The organism is Bradyrhizobium sp. CER78, from assembly GCF_029846235.1.
Taxonomy (GTDB): Bacteria; Pseudomonadota; Alphaproteobacteria; order Rhizobiales; family Xanthobacteraceae; genus Bradyrhizobium.
The window spans coordinates 1-20,498 of sequence record NZ_JARVWP010000013.1 but is presented as its reverse complement, the minus strand read 5'-3'; the positions used below and the strand labels follow the sequence as shown (position 1 = coordinate 20,498).

Below are 20,498 nucleotides of genomic sequence, written 5' to 3'. Positions count from 1 at the left end.
TCGCCCGCCGAAACGTCCTGATTGAAACTAAATTCGGTAGTGAAAATCGGCTTCCAATGCAGCGGAGAGCCATCGCGGAGCCGACAGAACCGCTGTCGATTATCGCAAGTGCACCCCCACTAAATTTAGTGTATATTTACCAAGTGGATTGTCCACCTATTAATTTTTAATCGAACGACACCAGGCCCTTAGGCCTGTTTTGCGGCAACTCGTTCGGCAGTAGAGGTCCTGCGGTCCCGGCCCGGCGGTCAAAATCACCATCGCGCCGCGACACGACAAGGTCTTCTCAACGGAGGGGATCGTGCGTAACCATTTGATTGTTCAATTGCTTGAAAGTTTCGTTTTGGCGCTCGTGACCTTGGCGCCTGGTCCGATGCTGGCGCAAACCGAGCGGGCTCAACCCGCGGTTCAAAATTCCCCGGCGAGCTTCATCGGGACAGTCGTGACCGCCACTGGCTCGGTCACGATTGAGCATCCAAGTGCGGTCGTGCAGGCTGCCCTGTCCGATCAACCGCCGCAGGCGAAGGTTGGCGACCGCGTCTATCTGGGTGACGTGGTGCAGACCGGGGCCGACGGGCGGGTCGGGATCAACTTCACCGACGGCACCTCGTTCAATCTGTCGAGCAACGCCAAGATGGCGATGACCGAGTTCGTGTACGACCCGAACGGCAAGTCGAATTCGACCTTGTTCAAACTGGCCAATGGAACGTTCACCTTCGTTGCCGGCAACATTGCGAAGACCGGCGACATGAAGATCGACACTCCCGCCGCGACGATGGGAATTCGAGGCACCACGCCACGTATCGAAATTTCCGACGATGGTACGGTGAGGTTCGCGACGCTCGTGGAAGAGGGCAAGAGCAAGTTGATCAGGAAGCCCGCGACACGCGCAGTGCCGCAATCCGAGCAGAACCTCCACCACAGGTTCAATCCGAACATTTGCCGAGGGTGCTAGGCGAGCAGGGCGTCAGTCTTGAGCGGCTACTCACGGATATCGGCGACGATTGCGTCGTCAACACCGGAGCCCGACATGAATCCTCGCGCAGGTTCCGGTGGAAGTGGCGGCCTCGCGGCGCTTTTCATCCTGCTGCTGCTCACACCGTCGGTCGGTGCGCAGAGCCCGACGCAGAGGAACAACTACCTGCGGAATATCGAGCTGTGCAGCGGCCTCGACCACACGCCGGCCGACGCTCGCATCGTCGCGTGCACGGCGCTGATCGATGCGGGAGAGGACATGACGCCGGCCGGCCTTGCGATCGCCTACAACAACCGTGGCAATGCCTACACCGGCAAGGGAGACTATGACCGCGCGATCCGGGATTTTGATCGATCCATCGAGCTCAATCCAACCTACACCAAGCCGTTCAACAACCGCGGCGTGGCCTATTTCAGGAAGCACGACTACGATCGCGCGACCGATGCGTTCGATCAGGCCATCCGGCTCAACCCGAACTACGGCGAAGCCTTTGCCAACCGCGCCGGCGCCTATCTGAAGAAAAATGACTATGCCCGCGCAGTGCAGGATTACGATCAGGCCATTCGCCTCGAGCCCAATCTGGACGGCGTGTGGAACGGACGCTGCTGGAGCCGGGCCATCCTCGGCAAGCTGCAGGAGGCGCTGGAAGATTGCAACAAGGCGCTGCAATCGGGGTCGGCCAACGCCGCGACCTACGACTCGCGCGGCCTGATCTATCTGAAGACCGGCGAGCTCGGCGCGGCGATCGACGACTATAGCTCCGCGCTTCGCATTGATCCGAAGCTGGCAAGCGCACTCTATGGACGTGGGCTGGCGAAGCTGAAGCAGGGCGACAAGGCCGCCGGCGATGCCGACATCGCGGCGGCCAAGGCGATCCAGGGCAGCATCAGCGACGACTTCAAACGTTACGGCGTGCAATAGACACGCTTGCTGCGGGCCGGCTAGTCGATGATCTCGACCGTTGCCGAACGGCCGGCGACCAGTGCGATGCGATCGGGCAGATGATCGAGCGCAATGCGCACCGGGACGCGCTGTGCAAGCCGGACCCAGCTGAAGGTCGGATTGACGTTTGCTAGCAGGTTCGCGCCGTCGGTGCGGTCGCGGTCCGCGATGCCGGCCGCAATGCTCTCGACGTGTCCGGTGAGCCGGACCGGCTCGCCCATCAGCCGCACCTGCGCCTTGTCGCCGACGCGAATGCGCGCGAGCTTGGTCTCCTCGAAATAGCCCTCGACATGCAGCGTATCGGTATCGACCAGCGCCATCACGCCCTTGCCTGCGGTAACGTAGGCGCCGGGCCGCAGGTCCATATTGGTGATGGTGCCGTTGACAGATGCATGCACCTCGCTGCGATCGAGGTTGAGCTGCGCCACGGCGCGATCGGCGACCGCCTGGTCGTAAGCGGCCTTGGCCTGCAGCTGCGTCGCCAGCACCTGCTCCTGCTTCTGCTGCGACACCGCATCGGTGGTCAGCGAACTGTAGCGTTTGAGATCGGATTCGGCCTGATCCAGCGTGGCGCGATGGCCGGCGACCGCAGCGTCAGCCTGTTGCAACGCCAGGGCAAAGCGCGCGCGATCGATCCGGAACAGGATATCGCCGCGATGCACTTGCTGATTGTCCTTGACCAGCACGTCGGTGACGAAGCCGGACACGTCGGGAGCAACCTGAACCACGTCGGCGCGGACCCTGCCGTCGCGGGTCCATGGCGATTCCATATAGTAGATCCAGAGCGCGCGGCCGACGGCCAGCGCAGCGACGAGCGCGATCGCGGTCAGCGCGACCCGGCCGAGCCAGGCGAAATTCCCCTTCATGGCAGAAACTCCGAAAAATAGACGACGACGCCAAGCAGGCATACGTACAGGGCGAAATTGAACAGCGCGCGATGCCAGACCAGCCGGTAGAGCCCGAAGCGCTGCATGATCCGGCTCACCACCGCGCTCAGCGCATAGGCAACGATGAGCCACAGCAGCAGCGCCGGGACCAGGACACCATAGATGTCGAGCTCATATCTCATGCAGCAAAACTCTCCTCGGGCTGCGATCGATACGCAGGCGCATCCGGAAACAGGCCGCGGCGGATGCCGACGAGGCCGAGCAATGCATCGTCCCGCGCGCGCTCATTTGGGTCCTTGACGACCGCGGTCACCGTCGCATCGATGCGTGACAGCAATTCGGCCGGCATCGCCTGGTCCGCATGGGCGCGAAACGCCGCCGCGAGGTCGTCCAGCATGTCGTCGATGGCCCGCACGGTCGATGCGGCGAGGCCGTAGCGCGCCCGCCTGAGGTCGATGATGTTGAGCCCGATGCGCAGCTGGACCAGGCTGTCGGCATCGCGGCGATCGCTCTCCGAGATGAAGGCGATGCGCTGCACCAACAGTCCGAGCCGATGCAGCATCAGGCCGGCAAACTGCGCGCGATCGCCGCGGCCGCGCCGTTCGGCGGCGATCGCGAGCGTCTGCCAGCTCGACATCATCAGGCGCTTGGCAATCCATTCGGCGCCGACGCCGCGCGCGACCCGCGTCACGATCTCGGCGATGACGACGCCGAGGAAGAAGGCGACCGACGTGTTGGCAAAGCTGGCGAAATCCGCGTTGTAGGTCGATTGCAGCGCGAGCAGCGTCGCGGTGTTGGCGGCGAGCGCCATGCCGATCGGCGCGGTTTTCGGCCGCGCGATCAGGAAGCCGTACAACAGGAAGGTCGGCGCCAGCGCGGCGATCAGGACCTCGATATGGGAGATGCCCGGCACCAGTGCGAACTGATAGATCGCGACCACGACGATCGCGACCAGCGAAAACAGGCCGAAGGCCCGGATGCTGCGCGCCGGTTCATCCTGCGCCGCGAAGAAGGAGCAGGCGACCGCCGCCATCATCGGCGCCGAGGCGCCATCGGCCCAGCCGGTGCCAATCCACAGGCCGCAGCAGATCAGGATCGCCGCCGCCGCCCCGGCGGCCGACCACAGCGCCATGCCGTGGTCGCGATGACGGACCGGCGCGGCGCCCGCCTCCGGGTGGAATGCCAGCGGGACGGTGGAGATATCCTGGCCCGCCGCGATCGCATCGCCGATCGCGCGGCAGTCGGCCGAGATGTCGACAAGCTCGCGCAGCCGCAGCAGCAGGCTGATGGTGATGATGCGCTCCCGCGGCACGAGGCCGTCGAGCGCGGGTTGCCGCTCGGCGATCGCGGCGCGGATCATTTCGCCGGATTGCCGCGGGCGATCCTCGTCCACGATCCATGCGGCGAGGTCGCCGATCAGCCGCCGCAGTTCCGGTTGCCTTTGCAGCGCCGCTTCGCCGAGCGCGGCCAGCCGGTCTTCGATCGAGGTGACGATCGGCAGCAGCATCAACATGCGCAGCCGGACCTCACCGAGGCCGCGCACGGTGCCGGCGTCGGCCAGCCGGTCGTAAGCGAGATGGGTCGCCAGCGTATCGATCTCGACGATGTCGGTCGCAAGGTGGAGGCGTTGGGCCCGTCGCGCCTCGCTGGTCCCGCGATCAAGCAGCACGTCGCGGGACAGGCGGCGCGCATCCGCCAGCCAGCTCCTGATGCGGCCGCCGACCGCGGGCGCGACGCTGCGCGGAAACACCACCGTCGACACCAGGCTGGCACAGATGATCCCGAGCGAGATTTCCTCGACCCGCGCCAGTGCGACATCGAAGATGCTGCCCGGGTCGGCCACCGATGGAAAGCCGATCAGCGCGACGGTGTATCCCCCCAGCATGAAGATATAGCTGCGCGGCGTGCCGTCGAGCAGCGCCAGATAAAGGCAGAGGCCGACCCAGAGCGCGATCGCAAGGCACAATAGCTCCGGCGCGTTGATCAGGTTCGGCACCAGGGCGACAGTCATGCTCGCGCCGACCAGGGTGCCGATCACGCGGAAGAGCGCCTTCGAGCTGGTCGCGCCGGCAAGCGGCTGTGACGTGATGTAGACCGTCGCCATTGCCCAATAGGGGCGCGGCAGATCGATCGCCAATGCGATGACAAGCGCCAGCATCGACGCGGCGAACGTCTTCAACGCGAAGACGAGGTCCGCGTGGCGGACCAGGAACGGCTCTTCCGCGCGCATGACTATCTCGCCTCTGCAGCAGTCTTGTCTGCAGCAGTCTTGCCATGAACACTCTTGGCGTCCTGCAGGCGGCTCGCGCGCTGCTCGATGCGCTGGAGCGTCTCGAAGGTTACCGCAAGTTCCTCGCTGCCGATATCCTTCAGCAGGCTTGCGCGCACGCGGCGCAGCACCCGGTTGGTCTCCTCGACCTTGGCTTCGCCTGAAACCGTGAGATGCAGCGTCTTGGCGCGCCGGTCGGTCGGGTCCTCGCGGCGCTCGACCAGACCTTCGGATTCGAGCAGATCGATCAGCCGGACCAGCGAAGGCCCCTCGATCCCCAATTCGTCGGCGAGCACGCCCTGGCGCACGTTCTCGCCCTGCCGCGACAGCACCAGCAGCGGGATCGCCGTGGCGTAGGACAGGCCGTGATCGGACAGCGCCTGATCCGACTCGCGACGCCAGATGCGGGCGAGCCTGGTGATCAGGCGGCCGATCTCGGCGTGGATATGGGATTGCGACGGAGGCATCGGGAATTAGATAGGATACAAACTATTAGGATGCAATGATATACCGCCGAACATCGCGGATGATCACGCATATGCGATCACGGAGGATGTCAGAATTCCTGCACCGTCGACCGGAAGACGATCCAGAGTGCGACCGACACAAGCCCCAATCCGCCGAGCACCAGGAAGACCGGACCGTAGCCGACCCATTGCGCGATCCAGCCGCCGAGCGCAGGGCTGAGCGAGGCGCCGATGCCCTGAACGGTAATGACCGCGCCTTGCCCGAGATTGACGCGGCCGGTTCCGTTCAGTGATCGCGCGACCATTCCCGGCACGGCCACGCTTTGCAGGCCGGCGCCGATGCCGTCGAGGATCTGTACCGGCAGGACGCCCCACCAGCCAGAGAGGAAGAAGGCAAGTACGCCGCGCACCGGTAGCGCCAGAAACGACAGCAGCAGGACCGACCAATAGTTGCGGCGCTCGGCTGCGCGCATCCCCGCGATCGACGCGAGGACCATCACCGCCTGCGCCACCACGATCGTGGTCGCGACGAAACTCGGACCGTTGGCATGATTGCCTGCGACGGCGGCAAGGCCGTAGAGCGGTACGATCGACGCGTTGCCGAGGTGGAACGCGGCCAGTGCGACGGCGAGCACCAGCAGCGGCTTGTGCTTGACCAGCACGGAGAAGCCGCTGGGCTGGCTGTCCGGATCCTCTTCCTTACCGCGTGCTGCGTGGTGATCGATGCTGCCGGGCGGGATCATCAGGACGCAAGCAATCGTAATCGCGCCGAACAGGGCGGCGAGCACGAACACTGCCACATAGCCGTATTGCCAGCCGAGATACCCCGATGCCGCGGCGCCAACCATGTTGCCGGCGTGGTTGAAGGCCTGGTTGCGGCCGTTCTGCCGGTTGAAGCCGCGCTGTCTGACGATGCCGAGCGTGATGCCGGTGACCGCCGGCACGATCGCCGCGCCCGCGATCGAGGTCGCAACCTGGGACAGCGCGACGGCCCAGAAGCTTTGCGACATCAGGATGACGGCCGATGCCACCACCACCGCGACGCCTGGCACGATCACCCATGCCCGCTTGTGGTTCGTCGTATCGATGCAGCCGCCGATCGGTGTCGTGATCAGCATGCCTGCGACGTTGCCGAGCGTTAGCGGTCCCGATCAGGCCGCTGGTCCAGCCATGCAGCTGAAGGAAGACCCCGACGAACGGTCCAATCCCGGACTGCATGTCTGCCATGAAGAAGTTCACAGCCAGCAGCGGCCACAGGCGCGCAGGCGCAGAAGACGTTTTCGCTTTGCGATCGGGCATGTTCCATGAACGCGCGGGACCGCGGAACGAAGCGGTGGTGGACGGATATTTTTGCGCAACCGGCAGTGCCGCGATACGCATGGCGGCCGTCGGCACGATTCTCGAAACGGAGATCGTGGCTGGCACCCTTGCGGCCCGGCTAGCGCCGGTCCGTGCCTATCACACCAGCATGTAGGCGACGACGATGATCACGAGCGCGATGATCGCCGACGTGAACATCATGCCGTAGGAACGTGCCCGCCTTTCCTGGGGCGTCTCAATTGTGTTTGCCGGCGCTGGTTCGGCCGGGCCTTCTCGGACCATGATTGGCGTCCTGTTCATCACAACTCGAGTCCGACGCCGCCGACGCAGCTTCGTTCCTAATCGGTGCCGGAGCCGGGCCGGTTGCGCGTAGGAACCTCGCTCCGAACCGGTCGTTGGCCGGTCGTCCGCAAGACATATCGGCGCAACGGCACGTGACGCAGCACCGTCTTGCGCAAGGAGGACATGATGGGTTTGGCTCAATACGCGGTGATCGCGGCCGGCGAGGAATGGGGCGTTCTGCACGATGGCAATCTCAATGCCGGATACGCCACCAAGGAAGCTGCATTCGAGGCGGCAGCTGCCGCCGCGGCGCTGGCGATCAGGCTGGGACATGAAGTTCATGTCAGCGTGCCCGGACGCGAAGAAGGTGAGGCGGCGCTCACGAAGCAGCCGGCATAGCTCGACAATTGCGGCTTGTATTCGGTCGCACCTGAGTTCGGTGAACGTCCGCGCCGCCTTATGGATCGAGCTCAGTATCCCAGTAGAGATAGTCGAGCCAGCTCTCGTGCAGATAGTTCGGCGGGAACAGCCGGCCGTTGCGGTGGAGCTGATGCACGGTGGGCGCGTAGGGCGTCTGCTTCGGAAACATCTTGGCCTGCTGCGGCGTCAGATTGCCCTTGCGCAGATTGCAGGGCGAGCAGGCGGCGACGACGTTCTCCCAGGTGGTCTGGCCACCCTTGCTGCGCGGAATGATGTGATCGAAGGTGAGGTCGTCTGGCGACAGACAATACTGACAGGAGAAGCGGTCGCGCAGGAAGACGTTGAACCGGGTGAAGGCGGGGTGGGTGGTCGGCTTGACGAAGGATTTCAGGGATACGACGCTAGGCAACTGGATTTCGAAGGAAGGACTTCGTACCGCCCGGTCGTAATATTCGACGATGTTGACACGATCGAGGAACACCGCCTTGATCGCGTCCTGCCAGGACCAGAGCGACAGCGGGTAATAACTCAGCGGCCGGAAGTCCGCATTCAAGACCAGCACCGGCCAACCGCCTTGCGAGACATGTGCGTTCAAATAACGCTCCTGACTCCCACCAGCTGCGAAGCAGCATGCACTCACATACTACAGGCAGCGTGACGGGATTGTGAAGAGCAATGAGCAGCTTATCCGCCGTCCCCTGCCATGTTCCTGCCCCGATTGCCTCCTGCCCGCGGGGCCCGTAAAGGGAGCCGCAAGCCCCTCGGCCAGTGACGGACCCCTGCCGATGACCACGACCACAAGCTATCTCGAGGCACCGCGCCGCTTGCGCGCATTCGTTCGTGCGCACGAGACGAGCCTCGTGGTGCTGGCGGTGCTGATCGGCGCCATTGGCGGCCTCGTGGTGGCGGTGATGAGCAGCCTCGTCACGGTGCTGCATTCGGTGCTGTTCAATCTGCCGCTGGGCGAGCGGCTGTCGAGCCAGCCCAGCATCGATCCTGTGCGCGCGCTCGTGGTTCCCACGGTCGGCGGACTGGTGCTCGGTATAGCGTTCCTGCTGCTGCTGAGGGTCCGCCCGGCCCGGGAAATCGACCCGATCGAGGCCAACGCGCTTTATGGCGGCCGGATGTCGTTCCGCGGCAGCGTGATCGTGGCGCTGCAGACGATCTGGTCGAGCGGCGTCGGCGGCTCGGTTGGGCTCGAGGCCGGCTACACCCAGCTGTCCAGCGGCCTCGCCGCGTCGCTCGGCCGCGGCTTCCACCTCCGCCGCAACGACCAGCGAATCATGGTCGGCTGCGGCGCGGCGGCGGCGATCGCCGGGGCCTTCAGCGCGCCGCTCGCGGGCGCGTTCTACGCTTTCGAACTTGTGATCGGCGGTTACACGCCGGCGAGCCTGACTCCGGTCGGCGTGGCGGCCGTGACCGGCTATTTCGTCGCCCATGCCTTCGAGCCGCTGCCGCTCGGGGTCGGCGTCGGAACCGTCGGCGACGTGCTCGGGCGGGATCTTGCGATTGCCGCGCTGCTCGGCATGGTCGCCGCTTTGACCGGGATCGCGATCATGCGCGGGGTGACGCTGTGCGAGGCGCTGCTCACCAAGACCCGGCTCTGGCAGCCGCTGCGGCCGGCGCTCGGCGGGCTTGCGGTCGGGGCGATGGCGCTGCTGACGCCGCAGGTGATGTCGTCGGGCCATGGCGCGTTGCGCTTCGCCGGCATCGTGGCGATGCCGCTCGCCTTCATCGCCGGCGTGTTCGCGCTGAAGGCGCTCGCTTCGATCGTGTCGCTCGGCTCCGGCTTCCGCGGCGGATTGTTCTTCGCCACGCTGTTCATGGGCGCGCTCGGCGGTCGGCTGTTCGCCGCCGGCGTCGACATCGTGTGGCCTGGGCTCGATCTCGATCCCAACGCCTATGCCGTGATCGGCATGAGCGCGCTGTCGGCCTCGGTGATCGGCGGTCCCCTCACGATGTCGTTCATCGCGCTGGAATCCACCGGTAATCTCTGGCTCACCACCGCGGTGCTGGTCGCGGTGATCATCTCGACCACGATCACCCGCGAGCTGTTCGGCTATTCGTTCGCGACCTGGCGGCTGCATCTGCGCGGCGAGACCATCCGCAGCGCCGCCGATATCGGCTGGATCCGCGATCTCACGGTCGGCAAGATGATGCGGCAGGACATGACGACCGTGAACGCGGCGATGCCGATCGAGGCGTTCCGCGAGGAATTCCCGCCGGGCTCGAAGACCCAGGTGGTCGCGGTCGACGGCGAGGGACGTTATGCCGGGCTCGCGCTGGTCGCCGAAGCGCACGCGCCGGATCTCGAGAAGGACAAGGGGCTTGTCGCCATCCTGCGCTACGCCGACGTGGTGCTGCATCCCGGCATGAACGTCCAGGAGGCGATCGCGGTGTTCGACGCGGCCGAAGCGGAATCGCTCGCGGTGGTCGAGAGCGAAGGCGACCGGCGGCCGATCGGCCTGCTCACCGAAGCGCACGCGATGCGGCGCTACGCGGAAGAATCCGAGCAGCGCCGCCGCGAGGTGATCGGGGAGATTTGATTTCGGCAGGTGAAGGACCGCGTGACCGTCGTTGCGCGGCGCGCCGTCAGTCCCGTCATCCCCGCGCAAAGGCTTCGCCTTTGTCGCTGGAGGAGCGCGTAGCGCGTCTCGAAGGATGCACGGCCACCGGCCGGGCCGTCGACCCTTCGAGACGCGCTACGCGCTCCTCAGGGTGACGGTGACAAGGTGGTGCGTCTGGTTTCGATGCGGTGCGGCTACCCCGTCATCTTCTCCAGCTTCTGCAGGCACCGCGTCACGCGCACTGCGGCCGGCATTTCGGTGTCCGGAAAGCTGGTCTTCCAGTCGGTAACGCCGACCTCGCCGACATAGATGTCGCCGCGCGAATCCAATGCGATGCCGTGCGGCGCCAGGAATTTGCCGGTCTCGACGCCGGGGCCGTGCTCGCCGCCGAGGCGGGCGATGCGCTTGCCGGTGCGATCCACGATCGACAGCCGCGGGCCGAGATTGGGCACCTTGCGGTTGACGGCCATGCCGGGGCCGAGCTCGCCGATCACGAAATTCGGCTGGTTGCCGCCCCCGCAGCAGCACAGCGCGCAGGGCCGGTGCAGATTGTTCCACTGCGTCTCGTACTTGCCGTTGCCGTCGAACACCTGGACGCGGTGGTTCTCGCGATCGGCGACATAGACGAAGCCGTCGGCATCGGTCGCGATGTTGTGCACGATGTTGAACTGGCCGGGATCGGTGCCGGGCTCGCCCCAGGTTTTGAGCAGCCTGCCGTCCGGCGTGTATTTGTGGACGCAGGCATTGCCGTAACCGTCCGAGACATAGATCTCGCCCTTTGGCGACAGCGCGGTATGGGTGCAGCGATGGAACGGCTCGCCGCTCATGAACGGCGCCGGCTTGTTCGGGATGCCGATCGTCAGCAGCACCTTGCCGTCGGTCGAGCACTTGCGCACGGTGTGGTCGCCGTCGTCCGTGCAATAGAGATTGTCGTCGGCGTCGATGTGCAGGCCGTGGGCGCGGGCGAACACTCCTTCGCCAAAACTCCGGATGAAGTTCCCCTCGCGGTCGAGCACCACCATCGGATGGTCGCCGCGGTTGAAGACATAGACGCGGTCCTTGCTGTCGACCGCGACGGACGCGACATCGGTCAGGCTCCAGCCGTCCGGCAGTTTCGCGAAGTTCTCGACGACGCGATAGCGGTGCTCGCCGGTGCCGAGGATGGTTGGCATGAGGTCTCTCCTCTCGGATGTCGTTCCGGGGCGCGGAGCGAACCCGGAACCTCGAGATTCCGGGTTCGATGCTGCGCATCGCCCCGGAATGACGGTGGCGAGTTATGAAAGCCTCGCCACCGGCCCGACGTCGCGCGGCAGCAGGCCTTCCTCGATCGCCTTGATCTGCAGCGCGAGGTAGCGCGAGTTAATCCGGCATTGCGCGAGGCTGCCGGCGATGAACCACAGGCCGGGCTGCGGCGTGCGGGTGTACATGTTGCGCAGCTCCTGGCCGTCGCCAAAGCCCCAGATCGGGCCGACGCGCGCCGCCATCGCCGCGCCGAACAGTCTCTTCACCAGTTCTTCCTGCGGCCGGTAGCCGGTCGCGAGCACGATGAGGTCGGCCTGCACCGTCTCGCCGTTCTTCAGCCGCGCGCCCTCGCTCACGAAGGTCTCGATGTCGGAAAACTGCTTCAGCGCGACTGCGCCGCTTGCGACGAGATCGGAGCAGCCGACGTTGAAGTAGTAGCCGCCGCCGCGGGTGAGGTATTTGAACTGCCAGCCGGTGCCGCCATCGCCGAAATCGAGCTTGAAGCCCTTGCGCGCGAGACCCTCGAGCAGCTTCTTGTCGAGCTCCTTCGACTGCTCGGTCATCAGCACGTGACTGCGCTTGGCGAGCGTGAGCGGCATCGAGGTCGCGATCAGGTCGTTGTCCTCGAGCGAGCCTTCATTATAGGCGGCATAGGCCAGCTGCGCCGACGGCTCGATATTGGTGATCAGCGTCGAGGAGCGTTGCACCAGCGTGACCTCGGCGCCGGAGGAGTGCAGGTCCTGCGCGATGTCGTGGCCGCTGTTGCCGGTGCCGATCACCAGCGCGCGCTTGCCGGTCCAGCTCTCGCCGTCCTCGTAGCGGCTGGAATGCATGACCTTGCCGGAAAAATTCTGCAAGCCGGGGATGTCGGGCAGATTGGGGATGCCGCTGACGCCGGTCGCCATCACGACGTGGCGCGGCCGCATGGTCCGTGTCGTGCCGTCGGCACGGCGCAGCTCGACGCTCCAGCGTCCTTGTGCATCGTCATAGCTGCCGCCCAAAAATTCCGTGCCGGTCCAGAAGTTCAGCTCCATGGCATCGACATAGGATTCGAACCAGTTGGCGAGCTTGTCCTTCGGGATGTAGGTCGGCCAGTTCGGCGGGAACGGCATGTAGGGCAGATGATTGACCTGCACCTGATTGTGCAGGGTCAACGCGTGATAGCGCTTGCGCCAATTGTCGCCGACCCGCGCCTCGCGGTCGACGATCAGCGCGTCGAGCTTGAGCTGTTGCAGCCGGGCGGCGATCGCAAGCCCGGCCTGTCCGCCGCCGACCACAAGCACATCGGGATCGCGGCCGGCATACTCGCTGGACGCCTTGCGCAGGTCGAGCCAATTCGGGCCGCGGAAGTCGCGGGAATAGGCCTGTCCACGCGGCCGCGTCTGGCCTTGCTGCTCCTCAAAACCCCTGAGCTCCTCGAGCGCGGTCAGCAAGGTCCAGGCCTTCAGCCGGTCGTCGTCGGCGGCATCGGGGATCAGTCGCACGATGCCGTGGCCGCGGCCCGTGGCCGTCTCGAACTTGAAGATCGCCTCGATCGAACTGGTGCCGGCGCGCGTCACCCGGCGCGGCGCCGCGCGCTCGGCATCGATGCGGAAGTCGTATGGGGCACTGCGGCGGGCATGCGCGGGCAGTTCCTCAATGATTGCGAAGGCGCGGTTGACGGTCTGGATGTTCCAGCTCAGCGCCAGCACGTCGCGCCAGTAGCTGTCGGGGTGGAACAGCGGCTTCAGCAGCACATCGTCGGGGCTGGCCAGCGCATCCTCGAACTGCACAAGCCAGTTGTCGGCGGCGACCGAAATATCGTCCGTCTTGTCGAGCATCGGGCGTTTCCCGTCATCGGCCGCCCTTGGTCAGTTTTTTGGCGGCGTTCCCATTGCCGCAAAGCCTATACCCATTCGCGAGGCCGCAGAAAGGGCGCGACGGGATAGCGCCTATTCGGCCAGCGATAGGATCAAGCCCTGGTCCGGCGGCACGCGGCCCTGCAGGGTATCGAGATAGGCCTCGCGCACCGCGGCCGGGCCGCGCCGCTCGACGACATCGAGCCAATCGGGCAGATGCGGCGCGAGCTCGGTCCATGCGGCGCCAAAGCGCTGATCGATGCCGCCGGGCCCCCATTCCTTGGCGCGCTTGCGGATCTGGTCCGGCGCGAAGAACCACACCGGCTTGGCGCCGGGCAGCGTCGGCTCGTCCGGCTCGCTCGCGCGGTGCGTCAGCCCGACCCGGCCGGAATACACCATCTGATCGCCGAAGTGCCGGTGCAGGGCCTCGCGCAGCGCGCTGTTGCCGGCCATGTCGACATAGGCCACAGGCTCGGCTGGCGGGATCGCGGTGACCTGGTCATAGGTGACGACCTCGTCATAGCAACCGAGCGAGCTGACGAAATCGACATTGCTCTTGGAGGTCAGCCCGATCACCCGGATACCCCGTTTGTGCAGGAGATGGGCGAGCCCGAACGCGGTCTTGCTCGAGGCCGATGACAGGATAACGCGACGCGCGCCGTAGAACGCATTCTCGGCGAGGAAATCGTCGACCAGGAACGACAGCATGAACAGCGGCAGCAGCAGCGCGCGGAAATCGCCCTGCCGGTCGGCATAGGTCGGATCGCCGGAGACGCGGGCATAGGCGTTGTAGACCGGCGAGACCTCCTGCCGGTGCGCGGCGCCGTCGCGCAGGCCGCGCTTGCTGACATCGGCCGCCTCGATCACCAGATGCGTTGCCATCGGGAAATAGCCGAACAGCGTCTCGCCGGCGGCGATAGCAGCATGCTTGGAGGCCAGCACCTCGCCAAACCCCCACACCGGGATGATGCCGTAGCCCTCGGGCGCCGGGAACAGCTGCCAGTATTTCAGCTGCTCGCCGATCACGGCATAGGTGATGTTGTTGGCGGTGAAGGCGAAGCGGGTCACCTTCACCAGCAGCGCGTCGGCCGGCAGCGCCGCGGCATCGGGCAACTGCGTCTCGATCACCTTGCATTGCTGCAGGTCGTTGCGGATGACGATGAAGTCGGTCGAGTTCATGGCGATGATCCATGCTTAGGATGCCGGCATCGTTGCGTCGATTGCCGGCCGTTTGCAACAGCAACTAAGTTTCAAACGCCGTTCGCTTCACCGTCATATCGTTCAGCTCAACTGTCCTTCGCGATAGAGGTCGCGCAGCTTGCGCTTGAAGATCTTGCCGGTGGCCTCGCGCGGCAGCGCGTCCATGAAGCGGATGTCGCGCGGCACCTTGAAATTTGCGAGCTTGCCGCGCAGAAAATCCTGGATCGCCGCCACCGACAGCGTGCTGCCCGCCTCCGGCTCGACGCAGGCGAACAACCGTTCGCCATATTCGTCGTCGGGAACGCCGAACACCGCGCAGTCGCGCACGCCGTCCATGCCGATCAGGGTGTTCTCGATCTCGGCGGGATAGATGTTGACGCCGCCCGAGATCACCATGTCGCGCTTGCGGTCGCACAGGAACAGGTAGCCGTCGGCGTCGAGATAGCCGACATCGCCGACGCTGATCAGGCCGCCGCGGTCGGCCTCGGCGCGCGCCTTGGCGTTGCCGTGGTAATCGAAATCCGACGTCGCGGTCTGGCGCATGAAGATCTCACCGGGCTCGCCGACGTCGCACTCCGTCCCGTCGGGCCGGAAGGTCTTGACGATGCCGCCCTCGATGGCGCGGCCGACGGTGCCGGGCTTGGCCAGCGCCTCGGCTGAGGAATGCCAGACCGGGATGCCGGTCTCGGTCGAGCCGAGATATTCGTTGATCACAGGTCCCCACCACTCGATCATCGCGCGCTTGACGTCGACCGGGCAGGGCGCCGCGCCGTGCACGATGAAGCGCAACGACGACAAATCGTAGCGGCGGCGCGTCTCCTCGGGCAGGCGCAGCAGCCGCACGAACATGGTCGGCACCATGTGCATATGGGTGACGCGGTGGCGCTCGATCAGTTGCAGCAGATCCTCGGGATCGAACCGTGGCTCGAGCACGATCGCGCAGCCGCTGCGGAACGCGAGCATGCCGTAGGAGTGCGGCGCCGAATGGTACATCGGGCCGTTCATCAGGATCACCTGGCCCTCGTTCGGTTTGACGCCGTAGGTGAGGGCGCCGACGCGGGCGGCCGCCGCCTGCTGCTCGGGCCGCATCGGCTTGCGCTTGACGCCCTTCGGCAGTCCTGTCGTGCCCGAGGTGTAGAACATCGGCGCGGCGCCAATCGGTGCGTCGGCCAGCGGTGGATGCGTGTCGCGCCAGATGTCCCAGTCGGTCATGCCGTCAGGCACCGTCGTGAGCGCCGGCGTCACGCCATAGGCGGCGGCGATCTCCGGCGGCGTCGTCACGACCAGCAGCTTGATCGCAGGCGGCAACCCGTCGCGGATCTGCGGCAGCAGGTCGGCGTGGCAGACCAGCGTGTCGGCGCCGCTGTCGGTGAGGATGTAGGCGACCTCGTCGGCTTTCAGATGCCAGTTGATCGGCACCACCGGGCTGCCGAGCGCGGCCGAGGCCGCGACCACCTCGAACAGCGCGAAGTCATTGCGCAGCATCATGCCGACCGGCTTGCCGCCCTGCACGCCGAGGGCGCGCAAGCCGGTGGCCGCCCGCGCGATGCGGGCGTGAATGTCGCCGTAGCTGATCTGTCGGTCGCCGCTGATGATCATACCGGTCTCTCCAGGCGGTCGACCAGCGTCAGGCGCTGGCCCGAAGGAAATCGCTGCGGGCTTCGGTGTACTCCGCCTTCAGCCGCGCCACCAGTTCGGCGACCGGCGGGGCGTCGACGATCTGGCCGATGCCCTGGCCCGAGCCCCAGATGTCGCGCCAGGCCTTGGCCTTGGTGTTGCCGCCGGAGCCGAAATTCATCTTGGACTTGTCGGCGACCGGCAGGTTGGCGGGATCGAGACCCGCCGCCGCGATCGACGGTCCGAGATAATTGCCGTGCACGCCCGTGAACAGGTTGGAGTAGACGATATCGTGGGCGGCAAACTCGGTCAGCGCCTGCTTGTACCTGATGTCGGCATTGGCTTCCTCGGTGGCGATGAAGCGGGTGCCGATATAGGCGAGGTCGGCGCCGAGCGCGAGGGCGGACGCGATGCTCCAGCCGTCCGAGATCGCGCCCGACAGCAGGATCGTGCCCTTGAACCATTGCTTGACCTCGCGCACCAGCGCGAATGGCGACAGCGTGCCGGCATGGCCGCCGGCGCCGGCGCAGACCAGGATCAATCCGTCGACGCCCTGCTCGGCGGCCTTGCGCGCGTGCTTCACATTGATGACGTCGTGGAACACCACGCCGCCATAGGAATGCGCGGCCTCGACGATCTCGGACGGCGGGCGCAGCGAGGTGATGATGATCGGCACCTTGTGCTTCACGCAGGTCTCCATGTCGCGCATCAGGCGATCGTTGGAGGCGTGGCAGATCTGGTTGACCGCGTAGGGCGCGACCTTCTTCTCCGGATGCAGCGCCTGGTACTCGCCGAGCTCGTTCTCGATTTGGGTCAGCCATTCGCCGAGCTTCTCGGCCGGGCGGGCGTTCAGCGCCGGAAATGAGCCGACGACGCCGGCCTTGCACTGCGCGATCACGAGCTCGGGCCCGGAGACGATGAACAGCGGGGAGCCGACGACCGGCAGTTCAAGCTTGTTGGCGAGCGAAGCAGGCAGCGACATTCTTCGGATCCTCCATGGGTGGACCGCCCGGCCGGCAGCCGGAGCGGATCGCGATGTGTTGTGATGGCCGGAGCGGCGGCTCTCCTGGCGCGCCGCAATATAAGGCTGGACCGCCGCGTCTTGGCGTTCAATATTGAACGGCTGATCGGCCAGATATGAACTAGGCGCAGGCGGGTGGCGCATGGACTGGGAGCTTTGCAAGACATTCGTCGCGGTGGCGGAGACGCGGAGCCTCGCCGGCGCGGCGCGGCGGCTGCGCATCAGCCATCCCACCGTCGGCCGCAACGTCGCGGCGCTGGAGAAGCAGCTCGGCACCCGGCTGTTCGCCCGTTCCAATGACGGTTTGTCGCTGACGTCGCATGGCCGCAAGTTCCGTGAACATGCCGAAGCGATGGCCGCCGCGGCGCTGCGCGCGGAGGCGGCCGCCTCCGCCACCGGCGAGCAGGCGCGCGGCGTGGTGAAGCTGTCGATCGGCGCGACGCTGGCGGCGCATTGGCTGATGCCGCGGCTCGGGCCGTTCCTGCGCGATCACGCCAATATCCAGCTCGAGATCATCACCCACCCGTTTCCGGCCAGCGTTCGGCGGCGCGAGGCCGACGTCGTGCTGCGCCCGGTCGATGCCGGGGACGAGAACCTGATCGGGCGCAAGATCGGCCGGCTCGGTGCCGGCTTCTATGCGTCGCGGCTCTACGCGGTCGGACGCAAGCTTCCGGAGCGGCCGGACGAATGGCGGGGGCACAGCGTGATCGGCTTTGCCGATCAGGCCTCGAATGCGCGTCTGGCGCGCTGGAGCGATGTCGTCACCCGGCAGGGCACGTTGGTGATGCGTTGCTCCTCGCAGAGCGACATGCTGGCGGCGGCGCGCGCCGGGCTTGGGATTTGCGCGCTGTCCTGCCTGGTCGGCGCCGACTATCCCGATCTGGTACGAGTCGCGCCGCAAAAGCTCTCGAGCCTCTCCGACCTCTGGCTGCTCGCGCATCCCGATCTGGTCGAGCTTCCGTCGGTGCGCGCCGTGATCGGCTTCGTCACCGATTGCGCGCGCGAGGACCGTGTCAGGCTGCGCGGATAGAACGCATGCTCATAAATACGAGATGTCTGTTTTTGGAAAATAAAGCGGCCACGCGATCTGACCAAAGGGATGCCGCCTTGTGACCCTGACCGGACCTTCGCGCGGCGCTGATCGCCGCCGATCGCGTGAATGTGGCTGAAGGACAGCGCAAGGTTCATCGCCAGCGCGATCAGCGCGAGCCACGAACCATATTGTCCCGAAACAGACGTATCCGAAAAAGCCGTCACATGCCCCGTCGGCCAGACAGCAATCCTGGCCGAGCCGCCGGTCGGGTCAATGAAAAGTCCGCAACAGCTTGGTTCGCCTTTAGATTCCACGCCGTGTTCCGACTTGCGAGTCGTATTGGATCGTGGTCGTGGGGGATCCTTCCGCTTAGATTTTGGACCGAATGATCTGACCCCGATGCACAAAGCCGCGATGAAGCTCGACGTCGTCCAGCGGCCATGGAACCCGCCGCCACCAGCCGCTTGCCCCGCGGCTTCGTCAGGAGAAAAACGTGCGAAATGGAACAGCGGTGCCGGTGGGAGAGTTTCAAGAGGGTCTGCGTCTGTGTCAAAGTCTGCCGCCGATCCGACGTGCCATCGAGAGAGGAACTTGGCGCAGTTCTTTCCCGAGGACGCATGCCCTCCAACGCAACATTCACAGGAGACCAAGGCCATGGCGGAGCCCCAGCATCTGACCCAAGCACAGCACCCTCATCATCATGGCCCAGGCTGTGGCCATACCGCTGTGCGCCACGGTGACCATATTGACTATCTCCACGACGGCCATCTTCACCATGCGCACGGCGATGACACCGATGAGCACGTGATCGAGGTGAGTGAGATCAATCCAGATCGATGCACGCCCAAGAGCGAGCCCAAGGGCCATGAGGCTGGCCATGTCCACGGCGTGGGCTGCGGGCACGAGGCCGTTCCGCATGGTGACCATATCGACTACCTGGTGGACGGCCGACTGCACCACCAGCATGGCGACCACTGCGACGATCATGGTCCGCTTGAAGTCGTCGCACAGTGAAAGTTCCCGACCGATCTCGTGCGGTGGAGACAGGCGTTACCCAGGAGGAGACCCTATGCCGAGCTTCGGGTGGCCTCGCTGCAGGGCGGGGCGATTGTGCGTTGAAGTGACTCTCTGGCCGCCCATCGCCCTAACACGGATGAACGGTCACCTTTCCTGATCCTCAATCGTTCGCCAATGAGTGCATGTGCTTTTCCGACGAGAGGCGTTTGCTGCGCCTCCCCAAATCGGCGACGAGAATGACTGCCCTCGTGCAGTCAGTCGTCGCTTCGATCTCGCCCGCCCGCAAAGGGGCCGCTCCCGGCGCTCTGGCGAGCGGACGATCGCTTGGCCGCCGCGCAGGACTGGAACGTCTGGTTCTGGACCCATAGCGGGCATTGGGCGCACTCAATGGAAGTGCGCTCGAAGCCGCTTCCTATCCTATCCGATGGTGGGTTGAGCCGTTATGATGTCCTCTCCTCGGCTTGGGGCAGGCCAAGGCGCAGACTCATTCCAGCGTCGCCAACACTTCGGATGTTGAAGGAGCACGGTCATGGTCAGCATCAAGGAACGCATCCACAAGAGTAAGGAGCCACTGGGGGGGTATTTGTGCCTCATCCCTTCCCCCGTTGTAACGCAAGCACTCGCAGCGGCCGGTGCCGATTGGCTGGTCGTAGATCAGGAGCATGGATCTATTAGCATCGAAAATGTACATGCCATGATTGCTGCAACCGCGGGCACAGCCTGCTCACCGTGGGTTCGCGTTGCAAAGCGCGACGAAGCGTTCGTCAAACCGGCTCTCGATGCCGGTGCAGAGGGCATCATGTTCCCATTAATCCGGACGGCGGAAGATGCTGCCGAATGTGTGGCACTGACAAAATATCCGCCGAATGGACGCCGCGGTTGGGGCCCCTTCATTGCACACTCGCGCTGGGACGTCGAGTTGCTCGACTATCTTCCCAAGCGCGGCCACGAGACCGTGTGCGGTCTCTTGATCGAGACCAGAGCCGCCGTCGATAACATTGAAGATATCTGCAGGGTTGAGGGAGTTGACTACATGATCATCGCAACGTTCGATCTCTCGACCGAACTTGGTGTCTCCGGCAAATTCGACGCACCGATTCTCTTGGATGCGGTCAAGCATGCCGAGAATGAAATTCTCAAAGCCGGAATCGCTCTTGGTGCTGCGGCGCTCACACGTGAGCAGACCCAATCCAACCTCAGTCGAGGTCATCGAATTCTGGTGTATGGGTTCGACGTCATGATGCTGAAAGCGCACGTGCGACAAGCGGCAGGTTGGTCGCAGTCATAATGGATTCTGCTTGTCCGCTTGTGGCCAGTTGCTGACCTCCGGGGCCATCGCCGAAATGTCCGAGTCCGAGAGTACAGCGGACACCCGGTCCCGAGGCTCGGATGTCGCACTT

The 20,498-nt window shown here is 65.1% G+C and carries 20 protein-coding genes; 7 read left to right on the top strand and 13 right to left on the bottom strand.

Annotated features, from left to right (window positions below; all coding sequences use genetic code 11):
* Positions 1-442 precede the first annotated feature (442 nt).
* Positions 443-955 carry a FecR family protein gene (locus QDT69_RS25420; RefSeq protein WP_279709219.1) on the top strand — a complete coding sequence of 171 codons (513 nt, stop codon included), beginning with the start codon at positions 443-445 and terminating at the stop codon, positions 953-955.
* 75 nt (positions 956-1,030) lie between these two features.
* Positions 1,031-1,897 (top strand): tetratricopeptide repeat protein, encoded by an 867-nt coding sequence (locus tag QDT69_RS25415; protein ID WP_279709218.1) that lies wholly within the window; start codon positions 1,031-1,033, stop codon positions 1,895-1,897.
* Between the two features lie 20 nt (positions 1,898-1,917).
* Here QDT69_RS25415 and QDT69_RS25410 read toward each other — a convergent pair whose 3' ends face one another.
* The 5 genes from QDT69_RS25410 to QDT69_RS25390 all read right to left on the bottom strand — a co-directional run bounded on the left by QDT69_RS25410 (position 1,918) and on the right by QDT69_RS25390 (position 6,659).
* Positions 1,918-2,784, bottom strand: a complete 867-nt coding sequence (locus QDT69_RS25410) for an HlyD family secretion protein (protein ID WP_279709217.1) — start codon at positions 2,782-2,784, stop codon at positions 1,918-1,920.
* On the bottom strand, positions 2,781-2,987 hold the full coding sequence (locus tag QDT69_RS25405; protein ID WP_146988225.1) for a DUF1656 domain-containing protein: 207 nt from the start codon (positions 2,985-2,987) through the stop codon (positions 2,781-2,783). Before QDT69_RS25405 ends, QDT69_RS25410 begins: the two co-directional genes overlap by 4 nt.
* Positions 2,984-5,035 (bottom strand): FUSC family protein, encoded by a 2,052-nt coding sequence (locus QDT69_RS25400; protein ID WP_279709216.1) that lies wholly within the window; start codon positions 5,033-5,035, stop codon positions 2,984-2,986. The genes QDT69_RS25405 and QDT69_RS25400 overlap by 4 nt, the downstream gene beginning before the upstream one ends.
* 2 nt (positions 5,036-5,037) lie before the next feature.
* Positions 5,038-5,541, bottom strand: coding sequence for a MarR family transcriptional regulator (locus QDT69_RS25395; protein WP_279709215.1), 504 nt, complete (start codon positions 5,539-5,541; stop codon positions 5,038-5,040).
* Between the two features lie 89 nt (positions 5,542-5,630).
* Complete coding sequence (locus tag QDT69_RS25390) at positions 5,631-6,659, bottom strand: MFS transporter (protein ID WP_279709214.1); 1,029 nt, start codon at positions 6,657-6,659, stop codon at positions 5,631-5,633.
* 107 nt (positions 6,660-6,766) lie between these two features.
* Here QDT69_RS25390 and QDT69_RS25385 point away from each other — a divergent pair, with 107 nt between their 5' ends.
* Positions 6,767-7,015: a hypothetical protein gene (locus QDT69_RS25385; RefSeq protein ID WP_279709213.1), complete on the top strand. Its 249-nt coding sequence runs from the start codon at positions 6,767-6,769 to the stop codon at positions 7,013-7,015.
* Here QDT69_RS25385 and QDT69_RS25380 read toward each other — a convergent pair.
* On the bottom strand, positions 7,000-7,143 hold the full coding sequence (locus QDT69_RS25380) for a hypothetical protein (RefSeq protein WP_279709212.1): 144 nt from the start codon (positions 7,141-7,143) through the stop codon (positions 7,000-7,002). The genes QDT69_RS25385 and QDT69_RS25380 overlap by 16 nt on opposite strands.
* Before the next feature lie 186 nt (positions 7,144-7,329).
* Between QDT69_RS25380 and QDT69_RS25375 the strand changes: the two genes are divergently transcribed.
* Complete coding sequence (locus tag QDT69_RS25375) at positions 7,330-7,542, top strand: hypothetical protein (protein WP_279709211.1); 213 nt, start codon at positions 7,330-7,332, stop codon at positions 7,540-7,542.
* Positions 7,543-7,600: 58 nt separating this feature from the next.
* Here QDT69_RS25375 and QDT69_RS25370 read toward each other — a convergent pair whose 3' ends face one another.
* Entirely contained in the window at positions 7,601-8,158 is a 558-nt protein-coding gene (locus tag QDT69_RS25370) for an HNH endonuclease (protein ID WP_024584725.1), read from the bottom strand.
* Positions 8,159-8,348: 190 nt separating this feature from the next.
* Between QDT69_RS25370 and QDT69_RS25365 the strand changes: the two genes are divergently transcribed.
* The gene (locus QDT69_RS25365; RefSeq protein ID WP_279709210.1) at positions 8,349-10,109 is read left to right on the top strand and encodes a chloride channel protein; all 1,761 of its coding nucleotides are present in this window, start codon (positions 8,349-8,351) and stop codon (positions 10,107-10,109) included.
* 215 nt (positions 10,110-10,324) lie between these two features.
* Here QDT69_RS25365 and QDT69_RS25360 read toward each other — a convergent pair whose 3' ends face one another.
* The 5 genes from QDT69_RS25360 to QDT69_RS25340 form a co-directional block, all read right to left on the bottom strand.
* On the bottom strand, positions 10,325-11,302 hold the full coding sequence (locus QDT69_RS25360; protein WP_279709208.1) for a peptidyl-alpha-hydroxyglycine alpha-amidating lyase family protein: 978 nt from the start codon (positions 11,300-11,302) through the stop codon (positions 10,325-10,327).
* A gap of 102 nt (positions 11,303-11,404) precedes the next feature.
* Positions 11,405-13,192: an NAD(P)/FAD-dependent oxidoreductase gene (locus QDT69_RS25355; protein WP_279709207.1), complete on the bottom strand. Its 1,788-nt coding sequence runs from the start codon at positions 13,190-13,192 to the stop codon at positions 11,405-11,407.
* Positions 13,193-13,303: 111 nt separating this feature from the next.
* Complete coding sequence (locus QDT69_RS25350) at positions 13,304-14,389, bottom strand: DUF2855 family protein (protein WP_279709206.1); 1,086 nt, start codon at positions 14,387-14,389, stop codon at positions 13,304-13,306.
* A gap of 102 nt (positions 14,390-14,491) precedes the next feature.
* A complete protein-coding gene (locus QDT69_RS25345) occupies positions 14,492-16,060 on the bottom strand; it encodes an acyl-CoA synthetase (RefSeq protein WP_279709392.1) in 1,569 nt (522 codons plus the stop codon).
* The gene (locus QDT69_RS25340; protein ID WP_279709205.1) at positions 16,038-17,009 is read right to left on the bottom strand and encodes a nitronate monooxygenase family protein; all 972 of its coding nucleotides are present in this window, start codon (positions 17,007-17,009) and stop codon (positions 16,038-16,040) included. Before QDT69_RS25340 ends, QDT69_RS25345 begins: the two co-directional genes overlap by 23 nt.
* Positions 17,010-17,190: 181 nt before the next feature.
* Here QDT69_RS25340 and QDT69_RS25335 point away from each other — a divergent pair, with 181 nt between their 5' ends.
* Complete coding sequence (locus QDT69_RS25335; RefSeq protein WP_279709204.1) at positions 17,191-18,078, top strand: LysR family transcriptional regulator; 888 nt, start codon at positions 17,191-17,193, stop codon at positions 18,076-18,078.
* Between the two features lie 639 nt (positions 18,079-18,717).
* On the opposite strand, the gene QDT69_RS25330 is transcribed toward QDT69_RS25335, so the two are convergent.
* Positions 18,718-19,068 (bottom strand): hypothetical protein, encoded by a 351-nt coding sequence (locus QDT69_RS25330; protein WP_279709203.1) that lies wholly within the window; start codon positions 19,066-19,068, stop codon positions 18,718-18,720.
* Between the two features lie 559 nt (positions 19,069-19,627).
* Here QDT69_RS25330 and QDT69_RS25325 point away from each other — a divergent pair.
* Entirely contained in the window at positions 19,628-20,386 is a 759-nt protein-coding gene (locus QDT69_RS25325; RefSeq protein ID WP_279709202.1) for an aldolase/citrate lyase family protein, read from the top strand.
* The last annotated feature ends 112 nt before the right edge of the window (positions 20,387-20,498 follow it).